This is a genomic window from Enterococcus sp. C50, assembly GCF_040887505.1.
Taxonomy (GTDB): Bacteria; Bacillota; Bacilli; order Lactobacillales; family Enterococcaceae; genus Enterococcus_B; species Enterococcus_B thailandicus.
On record NZ_JBFOFW010000003.1, the window covers coordinates 146,193 to 164,040 of the forward strand.

Below are 17,848 nucleotides of genomic sequence, written 5' to 3' on the forward strand. Positions count from 1 at the left end.
AGATGCTGAAAATTATTAAACGAATTTCCATTACTTCTGCCATTGCCGCAGTTGGTTTTATGGTTGTTCAAGTTTTGGCAGACTTATATTTACCAACATTGACATCCAACATTATTGATAAAGGGGTAGCTAAAGGAGACATTGACTATATTTGGCAGACTGGCTTTGTCATGATTGGCTTTTCACTGATTAGTATTTTAGCTGCTATTGGAAATACTTTTTTTGCGACACGTGAGTCACAAAAATTAGGGAAAAAATTACGCTCAGATGTTTATCAAAAGGCAGAAAATCTAACAAATGATGGCTTTGATAAATTTGGAACAGCATCGTTGATTACGAGAACAACAAATGATGTGACACAAATTCAAATGGTTGTTCAAATGTTTTTACGGATGATGATCAACGCACCTATTACATTGATAGGAGCAAGTTTTCTTGCTTATCAAAAAGATCAAGAGTTAACAAAAATCTTTTTGGTAGTTATCCCAATCATGTTAGTTTTAGTTGGCGGTATTATGTATTTTGCGGTTCCGTTGTTTAAGAGTATGCAAAAGAAAACGGACCGCTTGAACTTAGTTTTCCGTGAAGGCTTAACGGGTGTCCGCGTGATTCGTGCGTTTGATAAAACAAAGTTTGAAGAGAACCGTTTTGATTTAGCAAATAAAGATTACACAAACACAGCGATTCGCGTGAACTCAATTGTTGCATTGATGATGCCGTTGATGACGCTAATCATGAGTGGAACAAACGTAGCAATTACTTGGTTTGGTGGACACTACATAGCTGAAATGAATTTAGAAGTTGGGAATTTAATTGCTTTTATGACTTATGCGATGCAAATCCTAATTAGTTTCATGATGCTATCAATGATCTTTATCATGGTTCCTCGTGCGCAAGCTTCTGCTGATCGGATCAATGAAGTATTAGACGAAGATATCGATATTACGGACCCAAAAAATCCAAAAGAAGTAACGCTTGCCGGAAAGTCTGCAACGTTGAATTTTGACCATGTGGATTATCGTTATCGTGGCGCGGAAAAATTAGCGCTTGAAGATATTGATTTTCGTGCAAAATCAGGGGAAATCGTTGCGATTATCGGTGGAACTGGTTCTGGTAAAACAACGTTAGTGAATTTGATTCCTCGACTATATGAAATTGAATCAGGCGAAATTCGTTTAAATCAAACGGATATTCGTGAAATGACTCAAGAAAACTTGCGTGATTTGATTGGTTTCGTTCCACAAAAAGCGATTTTATTTTCTGGAACGATTCGGGAAAACATGCAATATGGCTTACCTGACGCAACGGATGAAATGATCTGGAAAGCATTAGAAATTGCTCAAGCAAAAGAGTTTGTTTCTGAGTTGGAAGACGGGCTAGATAGTCATGTTGAACAAGGTGGAGGAAATTTTTCTGGTGGACAAAGACAGCGGTTAGCGATTGCTCGCGCATTAGTCAAACCAGCAGATGTTTATGTATTTGATGATTCATTTTCTGCGCTTGATTTCAAAACAGATGCGAAACTTCGTCAAGCATTGAAACAGGACATGACCGACAGTATAACTGTTTTAGTAGCGCAACGCGTAAGTACCGTCATGGATGCTGATACGATTTTAGTTTTAGATGAAGGCAAGTTAGTTGGTAAAGGAACACACAAAGAACTGCTAGAAAAAAATGAAACTTATGCGGAAATTGTTCGTTCGCAATTAAGAGAGGAGGACTTAGCATGAGTAAAGAAAAAACACAATCCTCTCATGGATCAATGCGTGGCGGAGGTGGTCATGGACCTGGGCGTAACATTGGTGCAAAAGGAGAAAAAGCAAAAAACTTCTGGGGGACAGTTAGCCGCCTCTTTAGCTATATGTCAAAACGACTAATTGCGATTGTTTTAGTATTTGTCTTGGCAATTGCGGCAGTGATTTTCCAAATCCAAACGCCGAAAGTTCTAGGTCGTGCAACAACTGAAATTTTTAAAGGCGTCATGATTGGCGCGAAACAGATGCAGCAAGGTCAAAAAGTGACTGAATTTCCAATTGACTTTGATAAAATCGGCCAAATTATTGCGACCGTCATTGTCATGTATGTTATTGCTGCCGTGTTTAGTTTCTTACAACAATTTATTATGACGCGTGTCTCACAACGAACAGTTTATGATTTGCGTAAGGACTTAGAAGCTAAAATGAACCGAGTACCCATTTCTTATTATGATACACATACGAATGGGGATATTATGTCTCGGGCAATCAACGATATGGACAACATTGCAAGTACCCTTCAACAAAATTTGACGCAATTTGTAACGAGTACAGTTACACTGATTGGGGTCATCGTGATGATGTTATCAATTAGTTGGCAATTGACACTAGTCGCTTTACTAATGATTCCGTTAAGTTTAATCGTTGTGATGATCGTCGCACCAAAATCACAAGTATATTTTTCAGATCAACAAAAGAGTTTAGGTTTGTTGAATAACCAAGTAGAAGAAACCTATGCTGGTCACACGATTGTTAAAACCTTTAATCATGCTGGAAAAGATCAGGAAGTTTTTGAAGTTGAAAATGAAAAACTTTATGCGTCTGGTTGGAAAGCCCAATTTATTTCGGCAATCATTATGCCGTTGATGAACTTTGTTAAGAATTTAGGCTATGTGTTTGTCGCTGTCCTTGGTGGGATTAAAGTAGCAAATGGGAATATTTCTTTAGGGGATGTTCAAGCATTCTTGCAATATACGAGCCAATTCTCACAACCAATTACTCAAATCGCTAGCTTAATGAATACCATTCAATCAACTGTCGCTTCTGCAGAACGTGTATTTGAAGTCTTAGACGAAGCTGAAATGACAGATGAGCCTTCAGGACTCCCAGTAGAAGAAGATTCTCCCTATAAAGTTCGCTTTGAAAATGTACAGTTTGGTTATACTGAGGATAACTTATTGATGACCGATTTTAACTTAAATGTCAAACCGGGAGAAATGGTCGCAATCGTTGGCCCAACTGGTGCCGGTAAAACTACGTTGATCAATTTGTTGGAACGTTTTTATGATGTGTCTGGCGGAAGCATTCGCTATGAAGGTGTTGATACTCGAGACTTATCCCGTGATGAGTTGCGTGCCAAATTCTCGATGGTCTTACAAGATACGTGGTTATTCACAGGTACAATCTATGACAATATCCATTATGGAAATGAACAAGCCACAAAAGACCAAGTAATTGCCGCTGCCAAAGCTGCTCATGTGGATGATTTTGTTCGTAAATTACCAGAAGGATATGACACGATTTTAAATGAAGATGCAGGTAACATCTCTCAAGGACAACGCCAATTGATCACGATTGCTCGCGCATTCTTGGCTAATCCAGATGTCTTGATTCTGGATGAGGCAACTTCAAGTGTTGATACTCGAACAGAGATTTTGATCCAACGAGCAATGAACCGTCTCTTAGAAAATCGGACAAGTTTTGTGGTTGCGCATCGCTTGTCAACGATTCGCGATGCAGACAATATTATTGTGATGAATCATGGATCAATTGTAGAAACAGGTAACCATGAAGAACTAATGGCTAAAGATGGTTTTTATGCTGATCTTTATAATAGTCAATTTTCTGAAGAAGTTGCTTAATAACAAGAGGTTGTGGCGCCAAGCGATTAGCTCCGAACAGATAATGAGCAAACACTCAAAATAGCTTTTCATGTTTTGAAGTGAATGCAAGTTATATTGAGTAGTTGCTTTGGGAACACCGTTTATTCTAAAAAGGGATGTGACAGAAGGATTGTCACATCCCTTTTTCATATTTATTTGAAATAACCAACTGATTGGCAACGAAAAATAATTAAAAAAGCTGTATTCAGGAAAAGTTATTTGTTAGATTCCGCCAATTTTTTTGATTTTCTTGAAGAAAATGGAGATTGGTGTTACTCTCGGACTAAATAAATTTCACAAATTCTTAGTTATTGCTTGAAAGAAGTGACATCCATCGTTAAAATATAATTTGACGCAGAAGGGGAGTAGAATAAATGAAAGATTTTAAATTGGGGGCTACTACCTATTTAAAAAGTGTGGCTATCCGAGTCAAAGATCGCGATAAAATGATTGCTTTTTATAAGGATACAGTTGGTTTTGATTTGAAGCGTGAAGAAAATGAGTTGGCTATTTTTGGTACACAAGATAGTGACAGTGAAATGCTTTTACTAGAAGAAAGCCCACGTGCGAACAATCACACAGGTGAAATCAAAAAGTTGAGTCGCTTTTCTTTGGTCATTCCAAGTGTGGAAGAAATGGCAGATATGTTATGCCGTATCCGTAAAACAAATTATCCAATTAAAGATGCACTGGAAGATCAAGCACGTATGGGAATCTTATTAGTTGACCCAGAAGGTAACGAACTTGAAATTTATTACGAAGAAAAAAATGTTGAAAAAGCAGAACCTGAAGTAATGGATCAAGAAGCTTTACTGCGAAAATCTGAAGAAAAATTCACAAAGTTAACATCAGGTGCCTATTTTGAAAAAATTCATTTGAATGTTAGCGACCTAGCGAAAGAGCGCCAATTTTTGAGTCATGTACTCGGACTAAAAGTACATAACGAAGAAAATGGTCTGCATGTACTGAACGAAGGCGATTTTCATGTTGGTTTGAACCAAGCAGTAGGTGGAACAATCGACTTACCAACAGATGAGGTTTTAGGGTTAGACTTCTTGAAATTTGTCGTGACACCAGAAAACATGGAAACATTGATTGAACATTTACAAGCTGAAAATCTTGATTTCTTCGTAGATAAGAAAAAATCAGTCATCACTGTGTATGATGCAATTGGTATCGAGTGGTGGTTTGTCAGCAATCCTAAAAAATAGCTAAATAGATTGGAGTCAGCCAAAAAATAATTTCTTAACGATAGTACTGACTACAATCATTTTGATAAAGGATAAGAGTAGCTGGATGGCTTCTCTTATTTTTTTTAAACAAAGTAATCGAAAGAAATCAACTGAAACAGCTTGCTTCACTACCCAGAAAAATATATGCTTGTGCTGTATGAATGATCAAATCCTTCAAAGAGATTCTTTGAGTAGAAATGAGGAAAGAACATGTATCCAGAAACAAAACAAATGATTTTGACTAAACTTGCGGAAGGTTTTTACCCCGGTGTTGTAGCTGCTTTTATCAAACAAGAAAAAGTCGAATCATTTGCAGCAGGACAAGCCCAAATTGTTCCTGATACACAACCGATGTCAGAAGACTTACTTTTTGATGCAGCATCGTTAACGAAAGTCATCGCTACCACAACACTTGTTTTACGATTGTGGGAAGACGGTAAACTTGACTTGGATCAACCGCTTCAGCGCTATTTACCAGCATTTGAAAACCAGACAATTACCATTCGTCATTTATTGACGCACACTTCAGATATTCAAACTTGGATACCTGACCGAGATTCATTAACACAAGAAGAATTGATTGCTGCTTATTTAACATTGCAACCTGGAGCTGAGTTAGGCAAAACGGTAAAATATACTGATGCAGGGACAATCTTGCTTGGTTTGATGTTGGAAGAAATTTATCAAGAGCCAGCGGTTGAATTATTTCAAGAACAAGTTCTTGAACCTTTAGGAATGATGAATAGTTTATTTTTACCTTTTCCATCTAAAAAAATCGTTCCTACTGAACAATTACCCTCTGGAGAAGTTTTAAGAGGAATCACTCATGACCCTAAAGCAAGAATTTTAGCTGAACATGCTGGAAATGCAGGGTTATTTTTGGATTTAGAAGATAGCATTTCTTTTGTTCAAATGTATTTGGCTAAAGGAAAAGTCAATGGGGGACAATTTTTGACTACCCAAACGATTGAGTCATTACTTCAAGATCATACACCTGAAAAAAATGGACAGCGATCATTAGGATGGGATCTTAAATTAGATCAAAAGGATCAACATCCGATACTTTTCCACACGGGATATACAGGAACGTTCCTGTTAATTGATGTTATTAGTCAAGAAGGCTTTATCTTTTTATCCAACCGTATTCATCCAAATGATGCGCGTGAAGCCTATCTTGAATGTCGTGATGAAATTGTTGAAACTTATCTGAAAGAGAAAGCGTTCTTACAAAAATAGTGCTATAATAGCTATGAAAGTTGAGAGGAGTTTGAATTATGCAAGAACCTATGTTTTTAAAACCAGTTTTCCAAGAAAAAATTTGGGGAGGAAGTCGCCTACGTTCTGTATTTGGATTTGACATTCCTAGTGACAAAATTGGAGAGGACTGGGCAATCAGTGCGCATCCTCATGGTGTAAGTATCGTTGAAAATGGCGAATTTAAAGGTCAAAAATTAGATGACCTTTGGGCAAATCATAAAGAGTTATTCGGTCACCCCACAGAACCAGTTTTTCCATTACTAATTAAAATTTTAGATGCAGAAGATGAATTATCTGTTCAAGTCCATCCAGATGATACATATGGAATGGAACATGAAGGTGAATTAGGTAAAACAGAGTGCTGGTACATCATTGATGCAGAGCCAGGCGCAGAAATCATTTATGGTCATCACGCAAAAACACGTGAAGAACTTGCGAAAATGATTGAAGAAGGTCGTTGGGATGATTTATTGAAACGTGTTCCTGTGAAAAAAGGTGATTTCTTCTATGTACCAAGTGGAACAATCCACGCAATTGGTAAAGGAATCATGATTTTAGAAACACAACAAAGTTCAGATACGACTTACCGTGTTTATGATTACGATCGCAAAGACGATCAAGGAAATACCCGTGAATTACACATCCAACAATCAATTGATGTAACAACTGTTCCAGCGAAAACGCCAGAATTACACGTAAAAGAAATTCGTGAAGGCAATTCTTCCGTAGTTACGTATCTAGAAACAGAATTCTTTAACGTTTATGAATGGGACGTTAAAGGCATCATGTCATTTAAAAAACAAGCACCTTATACGCTGATGACAGTAATTGCTGGCGCTGGCGAGTTAGTGGTTGACGGAAAAACTTATTCATTGGAGAAAGGGACAAGCTGCATCATTCCTGATGGCGTCAAAGAATGGACGATCCAAGGTGAGTTAGCAATTATTGCTTCTGTTCCCGGTGAAAAGAAATAATTGATTGAAAGAATGCAAAAAAGAATGAGCCAACGCGAATTTCGCTTTGGTTCATTCTTTTTGTTTGAGTTTTTTGTATGAAATGCTAGGTGCTACATTTTTGTTGTCACAGTTGGCAAATCTAACTCTTTTCCATAACGCTTTTCTAAAGCTAGGCGAATCAAGCGTTCAGCTAAGTGTTCATTACGTGCTAAGATAGGACCATGGAAGTAAGAACCATAAACATTACGGTAAATAACTCCTTCAGACTGATCTTCGCCATTGTTTCCTTCTCCTTGAACGACTTTCCCAAGAGGACGTTCACCTTCACCTAAGAAAGTTCGTCCATTATGATTTTCAAATCCATAATAAGTTTCGTCAAATTCTTCATTGTGAATAACAATATCTCCGATAAAACGATTGTTGTCTTGGCTAAGTGTGTAGTGATCTAAAGCACTGATTCCTTGGATTTTTTCACCATTAGCGCCCATGTAATAGTGACCAAGTAATTGATAGCCACCACAAATCGCAAGCATGACACCATCATTTTCAATATAGTTTGTCAAAGATTCTTTCTTGTCTTGAATGTCTTCTGAAATAATCAGCTGTTCAAAGTCTTGCCCACCACCGAAAAAGACTAAGTCATATTTTTTTTCATCAAAAGGTTCATGGATGCTGACGATTTCAGAATTGAAAGTCACGCCCATTTTTTCGGCAACGTATTTGAGCATCAATAAATTTCCGTTATCCCCGTAAGTATTCATTAAATTACCATACAGGTGCGCAATAGTTAATTCATAATTAGCCATTATTCATGCCTCCCTTAATATATCCCTGATTTGCCAATTCTTTACGCAACTGCAAAACAGCAGTGTAAGTCGCTAGAATATAAACATGTTCGGTTGGAAGTGTTTTGATTTTTTCAATTACTTCAGGAATTTCTTTTGTTTCCGTTAATTTTTCTTCTGGAATACCCGCAACTTTTAAGCGCAAAGTCATGTCTGTATGGCGATCTCCACCAGAGATAACTGCTGGAATAGCCATAGTTGCGAAGTTTTCATAGTTGCCATCCCAAATCCAACTGACATCAATTCCATCAGCATAATTCGCATTTAGTAGGGAAACTAATGAAAACGGGTAAGGCGCAAGACCAATCATATCAATTACTTGATTGATTCCAACTGGATTTTTAACAAGGATCAATGTGCATTTCTTGTCATTGATTGTTATCGTTTCTTGCCGGCCGAAGACTTTTTCATCATAACCCAGACCTTGTTTGATTTTTTCTGGTGCGACACCATAATATTCAGCCACAGCTGTAGCAGCTAACGCATTATACACGTTATACATTCCACCAACTTCGATACCATACTCATGTCCGTCAATGACAAAATCAGCAGAAACATTGTCCATACGAATCATCTCAGTTAAACGATAATCAAGTTCAGGACGTTTAAAGTCACAATTTGGACAATAATACTTCCCTAAGTTCGCATAAGTGATCATTTTATAATGTAAGATATGATGACATTTTGGACACAGAACGCCATCTGTGTTGTAGTGAGCCATTTGTTCATGATCTTCTTCGTGATCAAACCCATAATATTTGTTTGGATTGACGGTTTGTACCGAATTGAAAATTGGTGAGTCACCATTTGAAATAATCGTTGCATTTGGTGCTTTTGCAGCACCGTCAACAATCATTTTGTACGTTGTATAAATTTCACCGTAACGATCCATTTGGTCACGGAAAATATTTGTGAATAAAAATAGTTCAGGTTTCATATATTCTGTCACTTTACTCAAGCTAGCTTCGTCAATTTCGAGAACAGCAAATTTTTTCTGTCCTTTTTTTGGTTTGGCTTGTAAGAATGTTGAAACGATTCCTTGAACCATGTTTGCACCAGTTGGATTTGTCAAAACTTCATCAAATTGTTGACGCAAAATATTAACAGTTAAGGCAGTGGTCAATGTTTTTCCATTTGTTCCAGTTACGACAACTACTTCATAATCTTTGGCTAAACTATCTAAAATATGCGGATCTATTTTAAGAGCAAGCTTACCAGGTAAGCTTGAGCCACCTTTAAAAAATGTTTTCAATGCCCATTGTGATGATTTCCCAACTGCAATCGCAAATTGACTGCGTATTCCCATTATGTAACCTCCAAAAAACGTCGTGTTGACGAGTAAATTCAACTTATCATACCACATGTTGAAAAAAAGGTTAAATTGCTTTTCTTTTTCTTAAGAAATGGAGGATTTTACAGAGGAAGTTAATAAAAAAAAGAAAAACGCTCTTGATTGATAGAATCAAGAACGTTCTTTTTTTCATATAGAAGAGATTACCCAATAATAATTTTTTCTGAAGGATATTCATAACCCAAATCTCGTGTCTCTTTTGGCACGAACAACATCAAGGTGTAAAGCATACCGATTCGTCCGATAAACATCAGCCCAGCAATCGTGATTTTTCCAATGACAGAAAGATCTGGGGTGATACCTAATGAAAGACCAGTTGTCCCAAAAGCAGATGTGACCTCTACAATAATAGCTATTAGAGATTGTTCTTCTGTTGCAGATAGAAATAGGATACAAAAGAAACACATACCTAGGGATAACATAAACACAACGACTGATTTACGAACATCATCATCATCGATTCTTCGCCCAAAAATATTGATATTATCTTCACTTTTTAAGAAAGAGTACAGATAAAGCCCAATGATTGCAACAGTCGTCGTTCGAATTCCACCACCGACAGAGCTTGGACTACACCCGATAAACATGAGCAATGAAAAGACAATTAATGTGGTGATTTGAAAATTACCTAAATCATGGATTTGAAGCCCCGCATTCCGGGTAGTCATTGAATAAAACATGGAATTAATCCACTGGACACCTTGACTGGAAGAATGAAAGAGGTGATCTTTTTCCAGTAAATAAATCAACAGTGTGCCACTAATAAATAAAATGATAAATGCCAGAACTGCTAATTTGGTAAATAAAGAGAAGCGAAAAGGCAAGCGTTCTTTTCGTTTTCGATACAAAAACCACTCGCGAACTTCCATTAGAACCGGAAAACCAATCCCACCAATGAAAATCAAAAACATGATAGCAATCAGAAATGGATAGTCATGAGCAAAAGGCTTGATGGAGTCACCAGTCACGTCAAAGCCAGAGTTGGTTACAGCTGAGATTGCTTGATAAAAACCGTAAAAGATAGCATCACGCCAGCGCTCAAAGTACCCTTGATAGTAGAAATAAATTGAAAATAATGTACCAAAGATTACTTGAAACCAAATCAAAATGGAAAAAGTTGTCCGAATCAAGCGCACAATTCCCGAAAGTCGTGGCTGGTTCATATCGGTCATGATCAATTGCCGTTGACGCAACGTAATGCGCCTTTTGGATAAAATAATGAAGGCAGTCGAAATCATCATGATTCCTAACCCGCCGATTTGAAATAGAACTTCCAATAAAATAATGCCCGAATCATTGAATACCGAATTGATATCAAAAGTAGAAAGACCGGTTACGCTAACCGTGCTGATTGCCATAAATAGCATATCGACAAATGGAACGTGGCTACCTTTTTCTCGGAAAACAGGTAAATAAAACAATCCTAATGAAAGGATAGTCATCAAAATATAATAAGACACAATAATTTGAATCGAAGTAAAGTGATTCGTGATAAATCGTTGCGTGTGTCGTTGCGTCTTACGCAAAAAAAGCTCAATCTTCAAAAAAAGTAAGCCTCCTTCTTTGGGTTGTTGCTAACAGTATAACAGGTGCAAATGCAAAAGCTCAAAAAAATCGCTAAAATAAGTGTGAGATTCGTCTTTTTGTTTATGAAAAAATAGCATATAATGAAGCAATATTTTAAAAAGAGGTGAGCTGGCGTGACGGAAGTAGTTGATGCCACAGAAATAGTTGAAAAAATGAAGAATCAAAAAATAAATTATGATTCTGTTCTAAAAAAAATGATCAAACAATGGGAATTGGCACAAAAAAAGCCAACCATTTTAATCCACACCTGTTGTGCTCCTTGTAGCACGCACACATTAGAATTTATGTCAGAGCATGCAGAAGTCACTTTATTTTTCTCGAATTCAAATATCCATCCTAAAAGTGAATATTTACGTCGGTTAGCAGAGCAACAACGGTTTGTTGATGAATTTAACGAAAATACGAATCATCAAGTGAAACTAATTGTCGATGAGTATCGTCCTAGCGTTTTTAACAAAATGGTGTTGGAAAATCAGTTAGAAAATGAAAAAGAAGGTGGTGCACGTTGCACAGCTTGCTTTAACATGCGATTAGATTTAGTAGCACAAAAGGCACAAGAATTAGGCTATGATTACTTTGGGAGTGCCCTAACAATCTCGCCAAAAAAAAATGCGGCATTGATCAATCAAATTGGAATGGATATCCAAAAAATATATGGCACCCATTATTTGCCTAGTGATTTCAAGAAAAATAAGGGCTATGAACGCTCGATTCAGATGTGTAAGGAATATGATATCTATCGTCAATGTTATTGTGGTTGTGTATTTTCTGCCAAACAACAAGGGATTGACTTGAAAAAAGTGAATCGTGAAGCGAAAGAATATCTAGCGAATCAATAAAAACTTCATAAAAACGTAAGAAAAAAATAAAAGAATTATGATAAATATCAAGTAACATAGAAAGATCAGATGATACTAGAAAAGGAAGAGATATGATGCGAAAAGTAGCACCGATTTTAAAACCAATCGCAGTGTTAACCATTTCCACAATCGTGGCAACTGCAACCGGCGTAGTTAATAGCTCAAGTTATCGGGCTCCTAGCTCAAACTCCACGCCGCCAACTACAGAAGAAACGACACCAACCAGTTCGTCATTACCAAACACCCAGTCAACAGAGACAGGGGCCGAAACAACGGATTCAACAACTTATGAAACACCTACAAGTAGTTCAAAAGATAATTTTGGTGTAATTGATTCTGGTTCAGAGAATAACGATACGAATAACCAAACACCAACCACGAATTCCTCTGCAACGGAAGATGATGCCACTACAACTAGTGATGCGACTGGAAATGATACCACGCCGGAAGCAGAGACAGCGAATTCGCAGGACGACGTTGCAACACAAAAAGCGGGAACGCAAATGAGTAATCAGCAAGCAGGTGAGAATCAATGACATTTTTATTAGATTTGATTAATGGTGTGCATAAATTTTTAGGCTATTTGGATATTAGTCCAAAATATTTGAATCGAGGATACACGATTTTAAGCGTGATTCCAACGATGTATTTATTGCGAATCATTTTTGGTTTGTGGCAAAATCAGAATTATTTACAGTTTTTCCTTTATGGAATTGTTTTTTTAGTTTTAGTTTATTTTATCGTTTTAAACATCTTCTATTACTTTTTTGACAAAAACTCGAAAGCAGATGTCACACAAGTGTTCGTTAAGTACTTGCCAGATGAAGCTTTCAATATTCAAACGGAAGGTGGCATTCAAACTGGAAACACACTTCAATCAGTAGATACAGAAGAAGTGACTGTTGACTATAATGAAGATTATCAACTGCAATTGGCTGAAAATATGAGTTATTTGATTGCAGAGGGTCAAATCAAGGTTAATGATCTTGGTCGAATGGATGGCTTTTTAGTTGATCGTAATACGTTATATCCATATTATTACGTCAAAAAAGTAAGTGAACAAGAATATGTCTTGAAGATTGGAAAAAACTATTCAGAGTTAGTTGAGGTCGGCAAAATTCATGCAAAAGCTGGTCAGGAAACAATTAATCCGGTAGGGCTTTTTATTGTTGGTGGTGATTTCGTGAAAGATGGTCTGCGCTACCATGAGCCATATCGGCTAAAATTGATAGCGAAAAAAGAGCAACTGCAAGCAGCTACAGGAGAGCCTGTTGTTTACAGTCGAAGCCAGCGTCGAAAACATTCATAAAAGAAGTGAGACTTGCTAGTAAAGAATTTCCAAAAGAAAGCAGATTGTTTCTTTTGGAAAGTGGCAAGTTTTTCTTTTTTTATGCCTAAAATCGAAAACACAGAGGTCACTAAAAATGACACTTTTTCTTTTCTTTATTCTGTAAAAAATGTAGAATAAAAGGTAAGCATAATCTTATGTTATCAGTTTTATTTTTAAATGAACAAAGAGAATAAACAACGAATGCAAAGAAAAAAGGAGGGATAGTGTGAAAAATTTTTTGAAAAACTGGGGCGTATTAATTCTCGTTTTGGCAGCTATTTTGCTAGCTAGAGTTTTTGTTTTTACACCAGTAACTGTCAATGGTCATTCGATGGATCCAACATTGAGTGATGGACAACGATTGATTTCATCTAAAATTTCAAAATATGAACGTTTTGATATTATTACCACGAAAGAACCGGAAGACGAAGAACGGATGATCGTGAAACGAATAATTGGGATGCCTGGTGACACAGTGAAGATGGTCAATGACCAGCTGACAATCAATGGGAAAAAATATGATGAATCTTATTTGGATGAATACAAAGAAAAGTTTGCCGATGACAAATTGCAAAACGAGTATTCTTATAATGAGTCATTCCAAATTCAAGCAGAAAATTCGACAAATTTCACTAGTGATTTTGAGTACACGGTGCCGGAAGGAAATTATTTGGTTTTAGGCGATAATCGCTTGATTTCAAAAGATAGCCGAATTTTTGGTTTAGTTGATGAAAAATTGGTTCAGGGAAAAGTAGTTTTCCGTTATTGGCCGTTGACAGAAATTTCGTTGATTAGTTAAGGTTGTGGCGCAAAGTGATTAGCTTCAAGTGATAAGGAATCTTTTCTAAAAATAACTTTTCATATTTATGAAAAGAAAACTTATTACCGAAGAAGCTGCTTTGGGAACACCGAGAAAGAGGTTGTGAAAGAAGTGTTCAACTCCAATAAATAGGAATGAATTTTCAGAAATTACTTCTCAAATTTTTGTGAAATTTAGGCTTATTTGGAAGGAGTTACTTCTTGAGCACCGAGGAGAAGGTTGTGGCTTCAAGCACTCAGCTTCGAAAAAATAAAGCGTTTAGCTTCAAGCAATACGAAGTTCTTTCAAAAAATAGCTATTCATTTTACGGAAAAATAATGATTGTAGAAAAGAGTGCAACCCGAAGGACGAAAGGTAAAACACAGCTAACGAAAAAGAGACTGAGACAAAACTAAAAATCCAGTCGTTCTTAACAGATAAAAAAAGCCTAAATCAACGTTTTCAAAAACGGGTTTTAGGCTTTTTTTCTATCCATTAGGCTACTTTTGTCCCAGCCCCTTTTTATTTCTGGCTAATAGCTAAGAACAAAGAAGCTGGTTGCCTCATAAAAAGGTTTTCTCCTTCATGGAAAGTTTCTAGCTTGAGGGGTGTTAGTCCAGCTTCTGCCAACAATTGCTCCAAAGGTTCTTGCTCAAATCCATTATGGACTTTTGGATGGTTGACTGCTTCATTTTTATTGAAGTCGACAATGAATAATTGACCGCCAGGGTTTAATAGTTCTGCTAGTTTTTTCAGAATCAATTTAGTATCGGGGATATGTAAAAGTACTAAAGATACCAGCAAAAGATCTGCTTTTTGACTCGGTAAATCCTTCGTCAAGTCTGCTAACTGAGTATGCACATTATTTAAGTGACTGTGAGTTATTTTTTGGTCAGCAACAGTTAACATTGCTTTAGAAGCATCCATGATCCAAGTTTCTTTGAATAACTTTGCCAAAGGTAAACTAACAAGTCCAGTACCGCCACCATAGTCAATAAAAACTTTTTGGTTTGTTTCTTTGGGTAAATTTTGACGAATTTCTGCACGAATAATTTTTGCGAGCGCCAATCTGTCAGGTGTGTCATAATGATTGGCCATTTGATTAAAAATATTTTCAGACATAGAAAGTCTCCTTTAACATCGTTGATAAGAAATTGATTGTAACATAAATTTTTTAGGTTAGCTGAAACAACGTTTATCGAGCTGTTTCAAATAAAAACAAGGAGAATCACTTCTTTGTTTAGATGGAATTGAGACAAAGAAAAATGACTTTTCAAACTTATTTCAGTATGGTTAAAAATTGTCACTGTAAAAAATGATGAAAATCAAGTATAATACCTTAGGAACAAACTGGAAGGTGAACGGATAAATGGCACAACTTTTTTTTAAATATGGCGCAATGAATAGCGGCAAAACAATTGAGATTCTAAAAGTAGCGCATAACTACGAAGAACAAGGGAAAAATGTCGTATTAATGACCAGTGGTGTTGATACACGTGATGGGATTGGTGTAGTTTCAAGCCGAATTGGTTTGAAGCGAGAAGCCATACCAGTTTTTGAAGAAACAGATGTATTTGAATTGATTAGCCAAATGATTGATGAAGAAAGACCTTATTGTGTCTTGATTGATGAAGCGCAATTTTTGAAGAAGAAACATGTCATTGCGTTCACAAGAATTGTTGACGAACTAAATATTCCAGTTATGGCATTTGGTTTGAAAAATGATTTTCGAAATGAGTTATTTGAAGGATCAAAATACTTATTGCTTTATGCAGACAAGATTGAAGAAATGAAAACAATCTGTTGGTTCTGTCACAAAAAAGCAATCATGAATTTACATTATATCGACGATCAGCCTGTTTATGAAGGGGATCAAGTCCAAATTGGTGGAAATGAAGCTTACTATCCAGTATGTAGACATCATTATTTTCACCCACCAGTTATCAAAGAAGGAGAATAAGCATGTACGATCAATTACAATCAATTGAAGACCGTTATGAAGAACTGGGTGAGTTACTGAGTGACCCAGAAGTAATTACGGATACAAAACGCTTCATGGAATTATCAAAAGAAGAAGCAAACACACGCGAAACAGTTGAAGTTTATCGTCGTTATAAAGAAGTTGTCCAAGGAATTTCTGATACGGAAGAACTTTTAGGCGAAAAGCTTGATGATGAAATGGCTGAAATGGCAAAAGAAGAGTTATCAGATCTAAAAAAAGAAAAAGAAATTTTAGAAGACCGCATTAAAATCTTACTTTTACCAAAAGATCCTAATGATGATAAAAATATCATCATGGAAATTCGCGGCGCTGCTGGCGGGGACGAAGCAGCCTTGTTCGCAGGTGATTTATTCAATATGTACCAAAAATATGCAGAAGCACAAGGTTGGAAAACCGAAGTGATGGAAGCGAATATTACTGGTATTGGCGGATACAAAGAAGTGATCATGATGATTACGGGCGAAAACGTGTATTCAAAACTAAAATATGAAAGTGGCGCACACCGCGTACAACGTGTGCCATCAACTGAATCACAAGGGCGCATCCATACATCAACAGCTACAGTTGTTGTTATGCCAGAAGCAGAAGAAGTTGAAATTGATATTGAAGACAAAGACATTCGTACAGATATTTATCATGCATCTGGTGCCGGTGGACAGCACGTCAATAAAACGGCATCTGCTGTTCGTTTGACTCACTTACCAACAGGAATCGTGGTCGCAATGCAGGACGAACGTTCACAGTTGAAGAACCGAGAAAAAGCAATGAAAATTCTACGTGCGCGCGTGTATGATAAAATTCAACAAGAAGCACAAAGTGAGTATGATGCAACTAGAAAATCAGCTGTTGGTACAGGTGATCGTTCAGAGCGTATTCGTACGTATAACTTCCCACAAAATCGAGTAACCGATCATCGAATCGGTTTAACGATCCAAAAATTAGATCAAATTTTAGCTGGAAAATTAGATGAAATCGTAGACGCCTTGATTATGTATGATCAAACTTCTAAACTGGAAGCTATGCAAAATGGATAAGAAAACATATCGAGAAGCCTTGTTAGGGGCTTCTTCTTTTTTAGAGGCGCAAGGCAAAGAAGGTTATAGTATCCAATTCTTATTTCTGGAAAGAAAACAATGGCAAAAATTAGATTGGTTATTGCATATGAATGAGGTGATTTCAGAAGCTGACCAGCTCTTGATCCAAACGGATATGAAATTATTGCTGGAAAATCATCCCCCCCAATATTTACTGGGCTATGCAGATTTTTATGGTCATCGACTAAAAGTAACGGAGGCAACTCTTATTCCACGCCCAGAAACAGAAGAACTGGTGGACTGGTGTTTGGCGGAAGTAGCTGGTTCTGAACAAGCCGTTATTGACATTGGAACGGGAACAGGTGCAATTGCCATTAGTTTAAAGGCTGAAAGACCAGGATGGCAAGTTTCGGCAGTAGACTTATCTGCGTCTGCCCTGGATGTCGCAAAAGAAAATGCTGAAAAAGAACAAGCTGAAATCGATTTTTATCTCGGTGATACATTAGAGCCGGTCTTAGATCAACGTTTTGACATAATTATTTCTAATCCACCATATATTAGTCACAAAGAATGGGATTTAATGGATGAAAGTGTTCGAACGTTTGAGCCTAAAATGGCATTATTTGCAGAAGCTGATGGCTTAGCGATTTATCGGAAAATTGCGAGGGAAGCACCAGACGTCTTGACTGAAGAAGGAAAGATTTTTCTTGAAATTGGTTTTCGTCAAGGAGAGGCAGTCCAAAACATCTTTCAACAGGCATTTCCGCATAAAACGGTCATAGTAAAAAAAGATCTATCTGGAAATGAACGAATGATTCAAGTTTATTAACAGGTCTGTGGATGAAAAAATTTTTTAGTGTTTTTTTATGATAAAAAAACACTGATATAACAGTTAAAAAAGCGATTTTAAAACTTATCAACATACTTATCCACTATTGACAAATAACTTATCAACAAT

At 36.8% G+C, this 17,848-nt stretch carries 16 protein-coding genes; 12 read left to right on the plus strand and 4 right to left on the minus strand.

Annotation, left to right across the window (positions count from 1 at the left end; all coding sequences use genetic code 11):
* The first annotated feature begins 2 nt into the window (after window positions 1–2).
* From AB3I20_RS05505 to manA, 5 genes are all read left to right on the plus strand, one after another.
* Window positions 3–1,730 carry an ABC transporter ATP-binding protein gene (locus AB3I20_RS05505; RefSeq protein WP_368027065.1) on the plus strand — a complete coding sequence of 576 codons (1,728 nt, stop codon included), beginning with the start codon at window positions 3–5 and terminating at the stop codon, window positions 1,728–1,730.
* Window positions 1,727–3,616 carry an ABC transporter ATP-binding protein gene (locus AB3I20_RS05510; RefSeq protein WP_368027066.1) on the plus strand — a complete coding sequence of 630 codons (1,890 nt, stop codon included), beginning with the start codon at window positions 1,727–1,729 and terminating at the stop codon, window positions 3,614–3,616. Before AB3I20_RS05505 ends, AB3I20_RS05510 begins: the two co-directional genes overlap by 4 nt.
* A 395-nt stretch (window positions 3,617–4,011) precedes the next feature.
* On the plus strand, window positions 4,012–4,848 hold the full coding sequence (locus AB3I20_RS05515) for a VOC family protein (protein WP_368027067.1): 837 nt from the start codon (window positions 4,012–4,014) through the stop codon (window positions 4,846–4,848).
* Window positions 4,849–5,079: 231 nt separating this feature from the next.
* Window positions 5,080–6,105 (plus strand): serine hydrolase domain-containing protein, encoded by a 1,026-nt coding sequence (locus AB3I20_RS05520; RefSeq protein ID WP_368027068.1) that lies wholly within the window; start codon window positions 5,080–5,082, stop codon window positions 6,103–6,105.
* 38 nt (window positions 6,106–6,143) lie between these two features.
* Entirely contained in the window at window positions 6,144–7,100 is a 957-nt protein-coding gene (gene manA / locus AB3I20_RS05525) for a mannose-6-phosphate isomerase, class I (RefSeq protein ID WP_067482833.1), read from the plus strand.
* A gap of 92 nt (window positions 7,101–7,192) precedes the next feature.
* On the opposite strand, the gene AB3I20_RS05530 is transcribed toward manA, so the two are convergent.
* From AB3I20_RS05530 to AB3I20_RS05540, 3 genes are all read right to left on the minus strand, one after another.
* Entirely contained in the window at window positions 7,193–7,888 is a 696-nt protein-coding gene (locus AB3I20_RS05530; protein ID WP_067482831.1) for a type 1 glutamine amidotransferase, read from the minus strand.
* On the minus strand, window positions 7,881–9,233 hold the full coding sequence (locus AB3I20_RS05535) for a Mur ligase family protein (RefSeq protein ID WP_067482829.1): 1,353 nt from the start codon (window positions 9,231–9,233) through the stop codon (window positions 7,881–7,883). The genes AB3I20_RS05530 and AB3I20_RS05535 overlap by 8 nt, the downstream gene beginning before the upstream one ends.
* Before the next feature lie 188 nt (window positions 9,234–9,421).
* Entirely contained in the window at window positions 9,422–10,822 is a 1,401-nt protein-coding gene (locus AB3I20_RS05540) for a TrkH family potassium uptake protein (RefSeq protein WP_067482827.1), read from the minus strand.
* Between the two features lie 195 nt (window positions 10,823–11,017).
* On the opposite strand from AB3I20_RS05540, the gene AB3I20_RS05545 reads away from it, so the two are divergent.
* The 4 genes from AB3I20_RS05545 (at window position 11,018) to lepB (ending at window position 13,854) form a co-directional block, all read left to right on the plus strand.
* Complete coding sequence (locus tag AB3I20_RS05545) at window positions 11,018–11,704, plus strand: epoxyqueuosine reductase QueH (protein ID WP_067483114.1); 687 nt, start codon at window positions 11,018–11,020, stop codon at window positions 11,702–11,704.
* Between the two features lie 95 nt (window positions 11,705–11,799).
* The gene (locus AB3I20_RS05550; RefSeq protein ID WP_067482825.1) at window positions 11,800–12,261 is read left to right on the plus strand and encodes a hypothetical protein; all 462 of its coding nucleotides are present in this window, start codon (window positions 11,800–11,802) and stop codon (window positions 12,259–12,261) included.
* Window positions 12,258–13,034, plus strand: a complete 777-nt coding sequence (locus tag AB3I20_RS05555; RefSeq protein ID WP_071869103.1) for a DUF6681 family protein — start codon at window positions 12,258–12,260, stop codon at window positions 13,032–13,034. The genes AB3I20_RS05550 and AB3I20_RS05555 overlap by 4 nt, the downstream gene beginning before the upstream one ends.
* 247 nt (window positions 13,035–13,281) lie before the next feature.
* On the plus strand, window positions 13,282–13,854 hold the full coding sequence (gene lepB, locus AB3I20_RS05560) for a signal peptidase I (RefSeq protein ID WP_067482821.1): 573 nt from the start codon (window positions 13,282–13,284) through the stop codon (window positions 13,852–13,854).
* Window positions 13,855–14,376: 522 nt separating this feature from the next.
* Here the strand turns inward: lepB and AB3I20_RS05565 are convergent.
* Window positions 14,377–14,976 carry a class I SAM-dependent methyltransferase gene (locus AB3I20_RS05565; RefSeq protein ID WP_270492860.1) on the minus strand — a complete coding sequence of 200 codons (600 nt, stop codon included), beginning with the start codon at window positions 14,974–14,976 and terminating at the stop codon, window positions 14,377–14,379.
* Between the two features lie 247 nt (window positions 14,977–15,223).
* Between AB3I20_RS05565 and AB3I20_RS05570 the strand changes: the two genes are divergently transcribed.
* The 3 genes from AB3I20_RS05570 to prmC are packed head-to-tail and all read left to right on the plus strand — an operon-like array spanning window position 15,224 to window position 17,719.
* A complete protein-coding gene (locus AB3I20_RS05570) occupies window positions 15,224–15,814 on the plus strand; it encodes a thymidine kinase (RefSeq protein WP_067482815.1) in 591 nt (196 codons plus the stop codon).
* Between the two features lie 2 nt (window positions 15,815–15,816).
* Window positions 15,817–16,890, plus strand: coding sequence for a peptide chain release factor 1 (gene prfA / locus AB3I20_RS05575; RefSeq protein WP_368027069.1), 1,074 nt, complete (start codon window positions 15,817–15,819; stop codon window positions 16,888–16,890).
* Entirely contained in the window at window positions 16,883–17,719 is an 837-nt protein-coding gene (prmC, locus tag AB3I20_RS05580) for a peptide chain release factor N(5)-glutamine methyltransferase (protein WP_368027070.1), read from the plus strand. Before prfA ends, prmC begins: the two co-directional genes overlap by 8 nt.
* The last annotated feature ends 129 nt before the right edge of the window (window positions 17,720–17,848 follow it).

Coding starts and splice junctions, on each gene's coding strand:
- AB3I20_RS05510 (WP_368027066.1), top strand. CDS start 1,727: ATGAGTAAAGAAAAAACACAATCCTCTCATGGATCAATGCGTGGCGGA.
- prmC (WP_368027070.1), top strand. CDS start 16,883: ATGGATAAGAAAACATATCGAGAAGCCTTGTTAGGGGCTTCTTCTTTT.
- AB3I20_RS05550 (WP_067482825.1), top strand. CDS start 11,800: ATGCGAAAAGTAGCACCGATTTTAAAACCAATCGCAGTGTTAACCATT.
- AB3I20_RS05570 (WP_067482815.1), top strand. CDS start 15,224: ATGGCACAACTTTTTTTTAAATATGGCGCAATGAATAGCGGCAAAACA.
- AB3I20_RS05555 (WP_071869103.1), top strand. CDS start 12,258: ATGACATTTTTATTAGATTTGATTAATGGTGTGCATAAATTTTTAGGC.
- prfA (WP_368027069.1), top strand. CDS start 15,817: ATGTACGATCAATTACAATCAATTGAAGACCGTTATGAAGAACTGGGT.
- AB3I20_RS05535 (WP_067482829.1), bottom strand. CDS start 9,233: ATGGGAATACGCAGTCAATTTGCGATTGCAGTTGGGAAATCATCACAA.
- AB3I20_RS05545 (WP_067483114.1), top strand. CDS start 11,018: ATGAAGAATCAAAAAATAAATTATGATTCTGTTCTAAAAAAAATGATC.
- AB3I20_RS05530 (WP_067482831.1), bottom strand. CDS start 7,888: ATGGCTAATTATGAATTAACTATTGCGCACCTGTATGGTAATTTAATG.
- AB3I20_RS05515 (WP_368027067.1), top strand. CDS start 4,012: ATGAAAGATTTTAAATTGGGGGCTACTACCTATTTAAAAAGTGTGGCT.
- manA (WP_067482833.1), top strand. CDS start 6,144: ATGCAAGAACCTATGTTTTTAAAACCAGTTTTCCAAGAAAAAATTTGG.
- AB3I20_RS05565 (WP_270492860.1), bottom strand. CDS start 14,976: ATGTCTGAAAATATTTTTAATCAAATGGCCAATCATTATGACACACCT.
- AB3I20_RS05520 (WP_368027068.1), top strand. CDS start 5,080: ATGTATCCAGAAACAAAACAAATGATTTTGACTAAACTTGCGGAAGGT.
- AB3I20_RS05505 (WP_368027065.1), top strand. CDS start 3: ATGCTGAAAATTATTAAACGAATTTCCATTACTTCTGCCATTGCCGCA.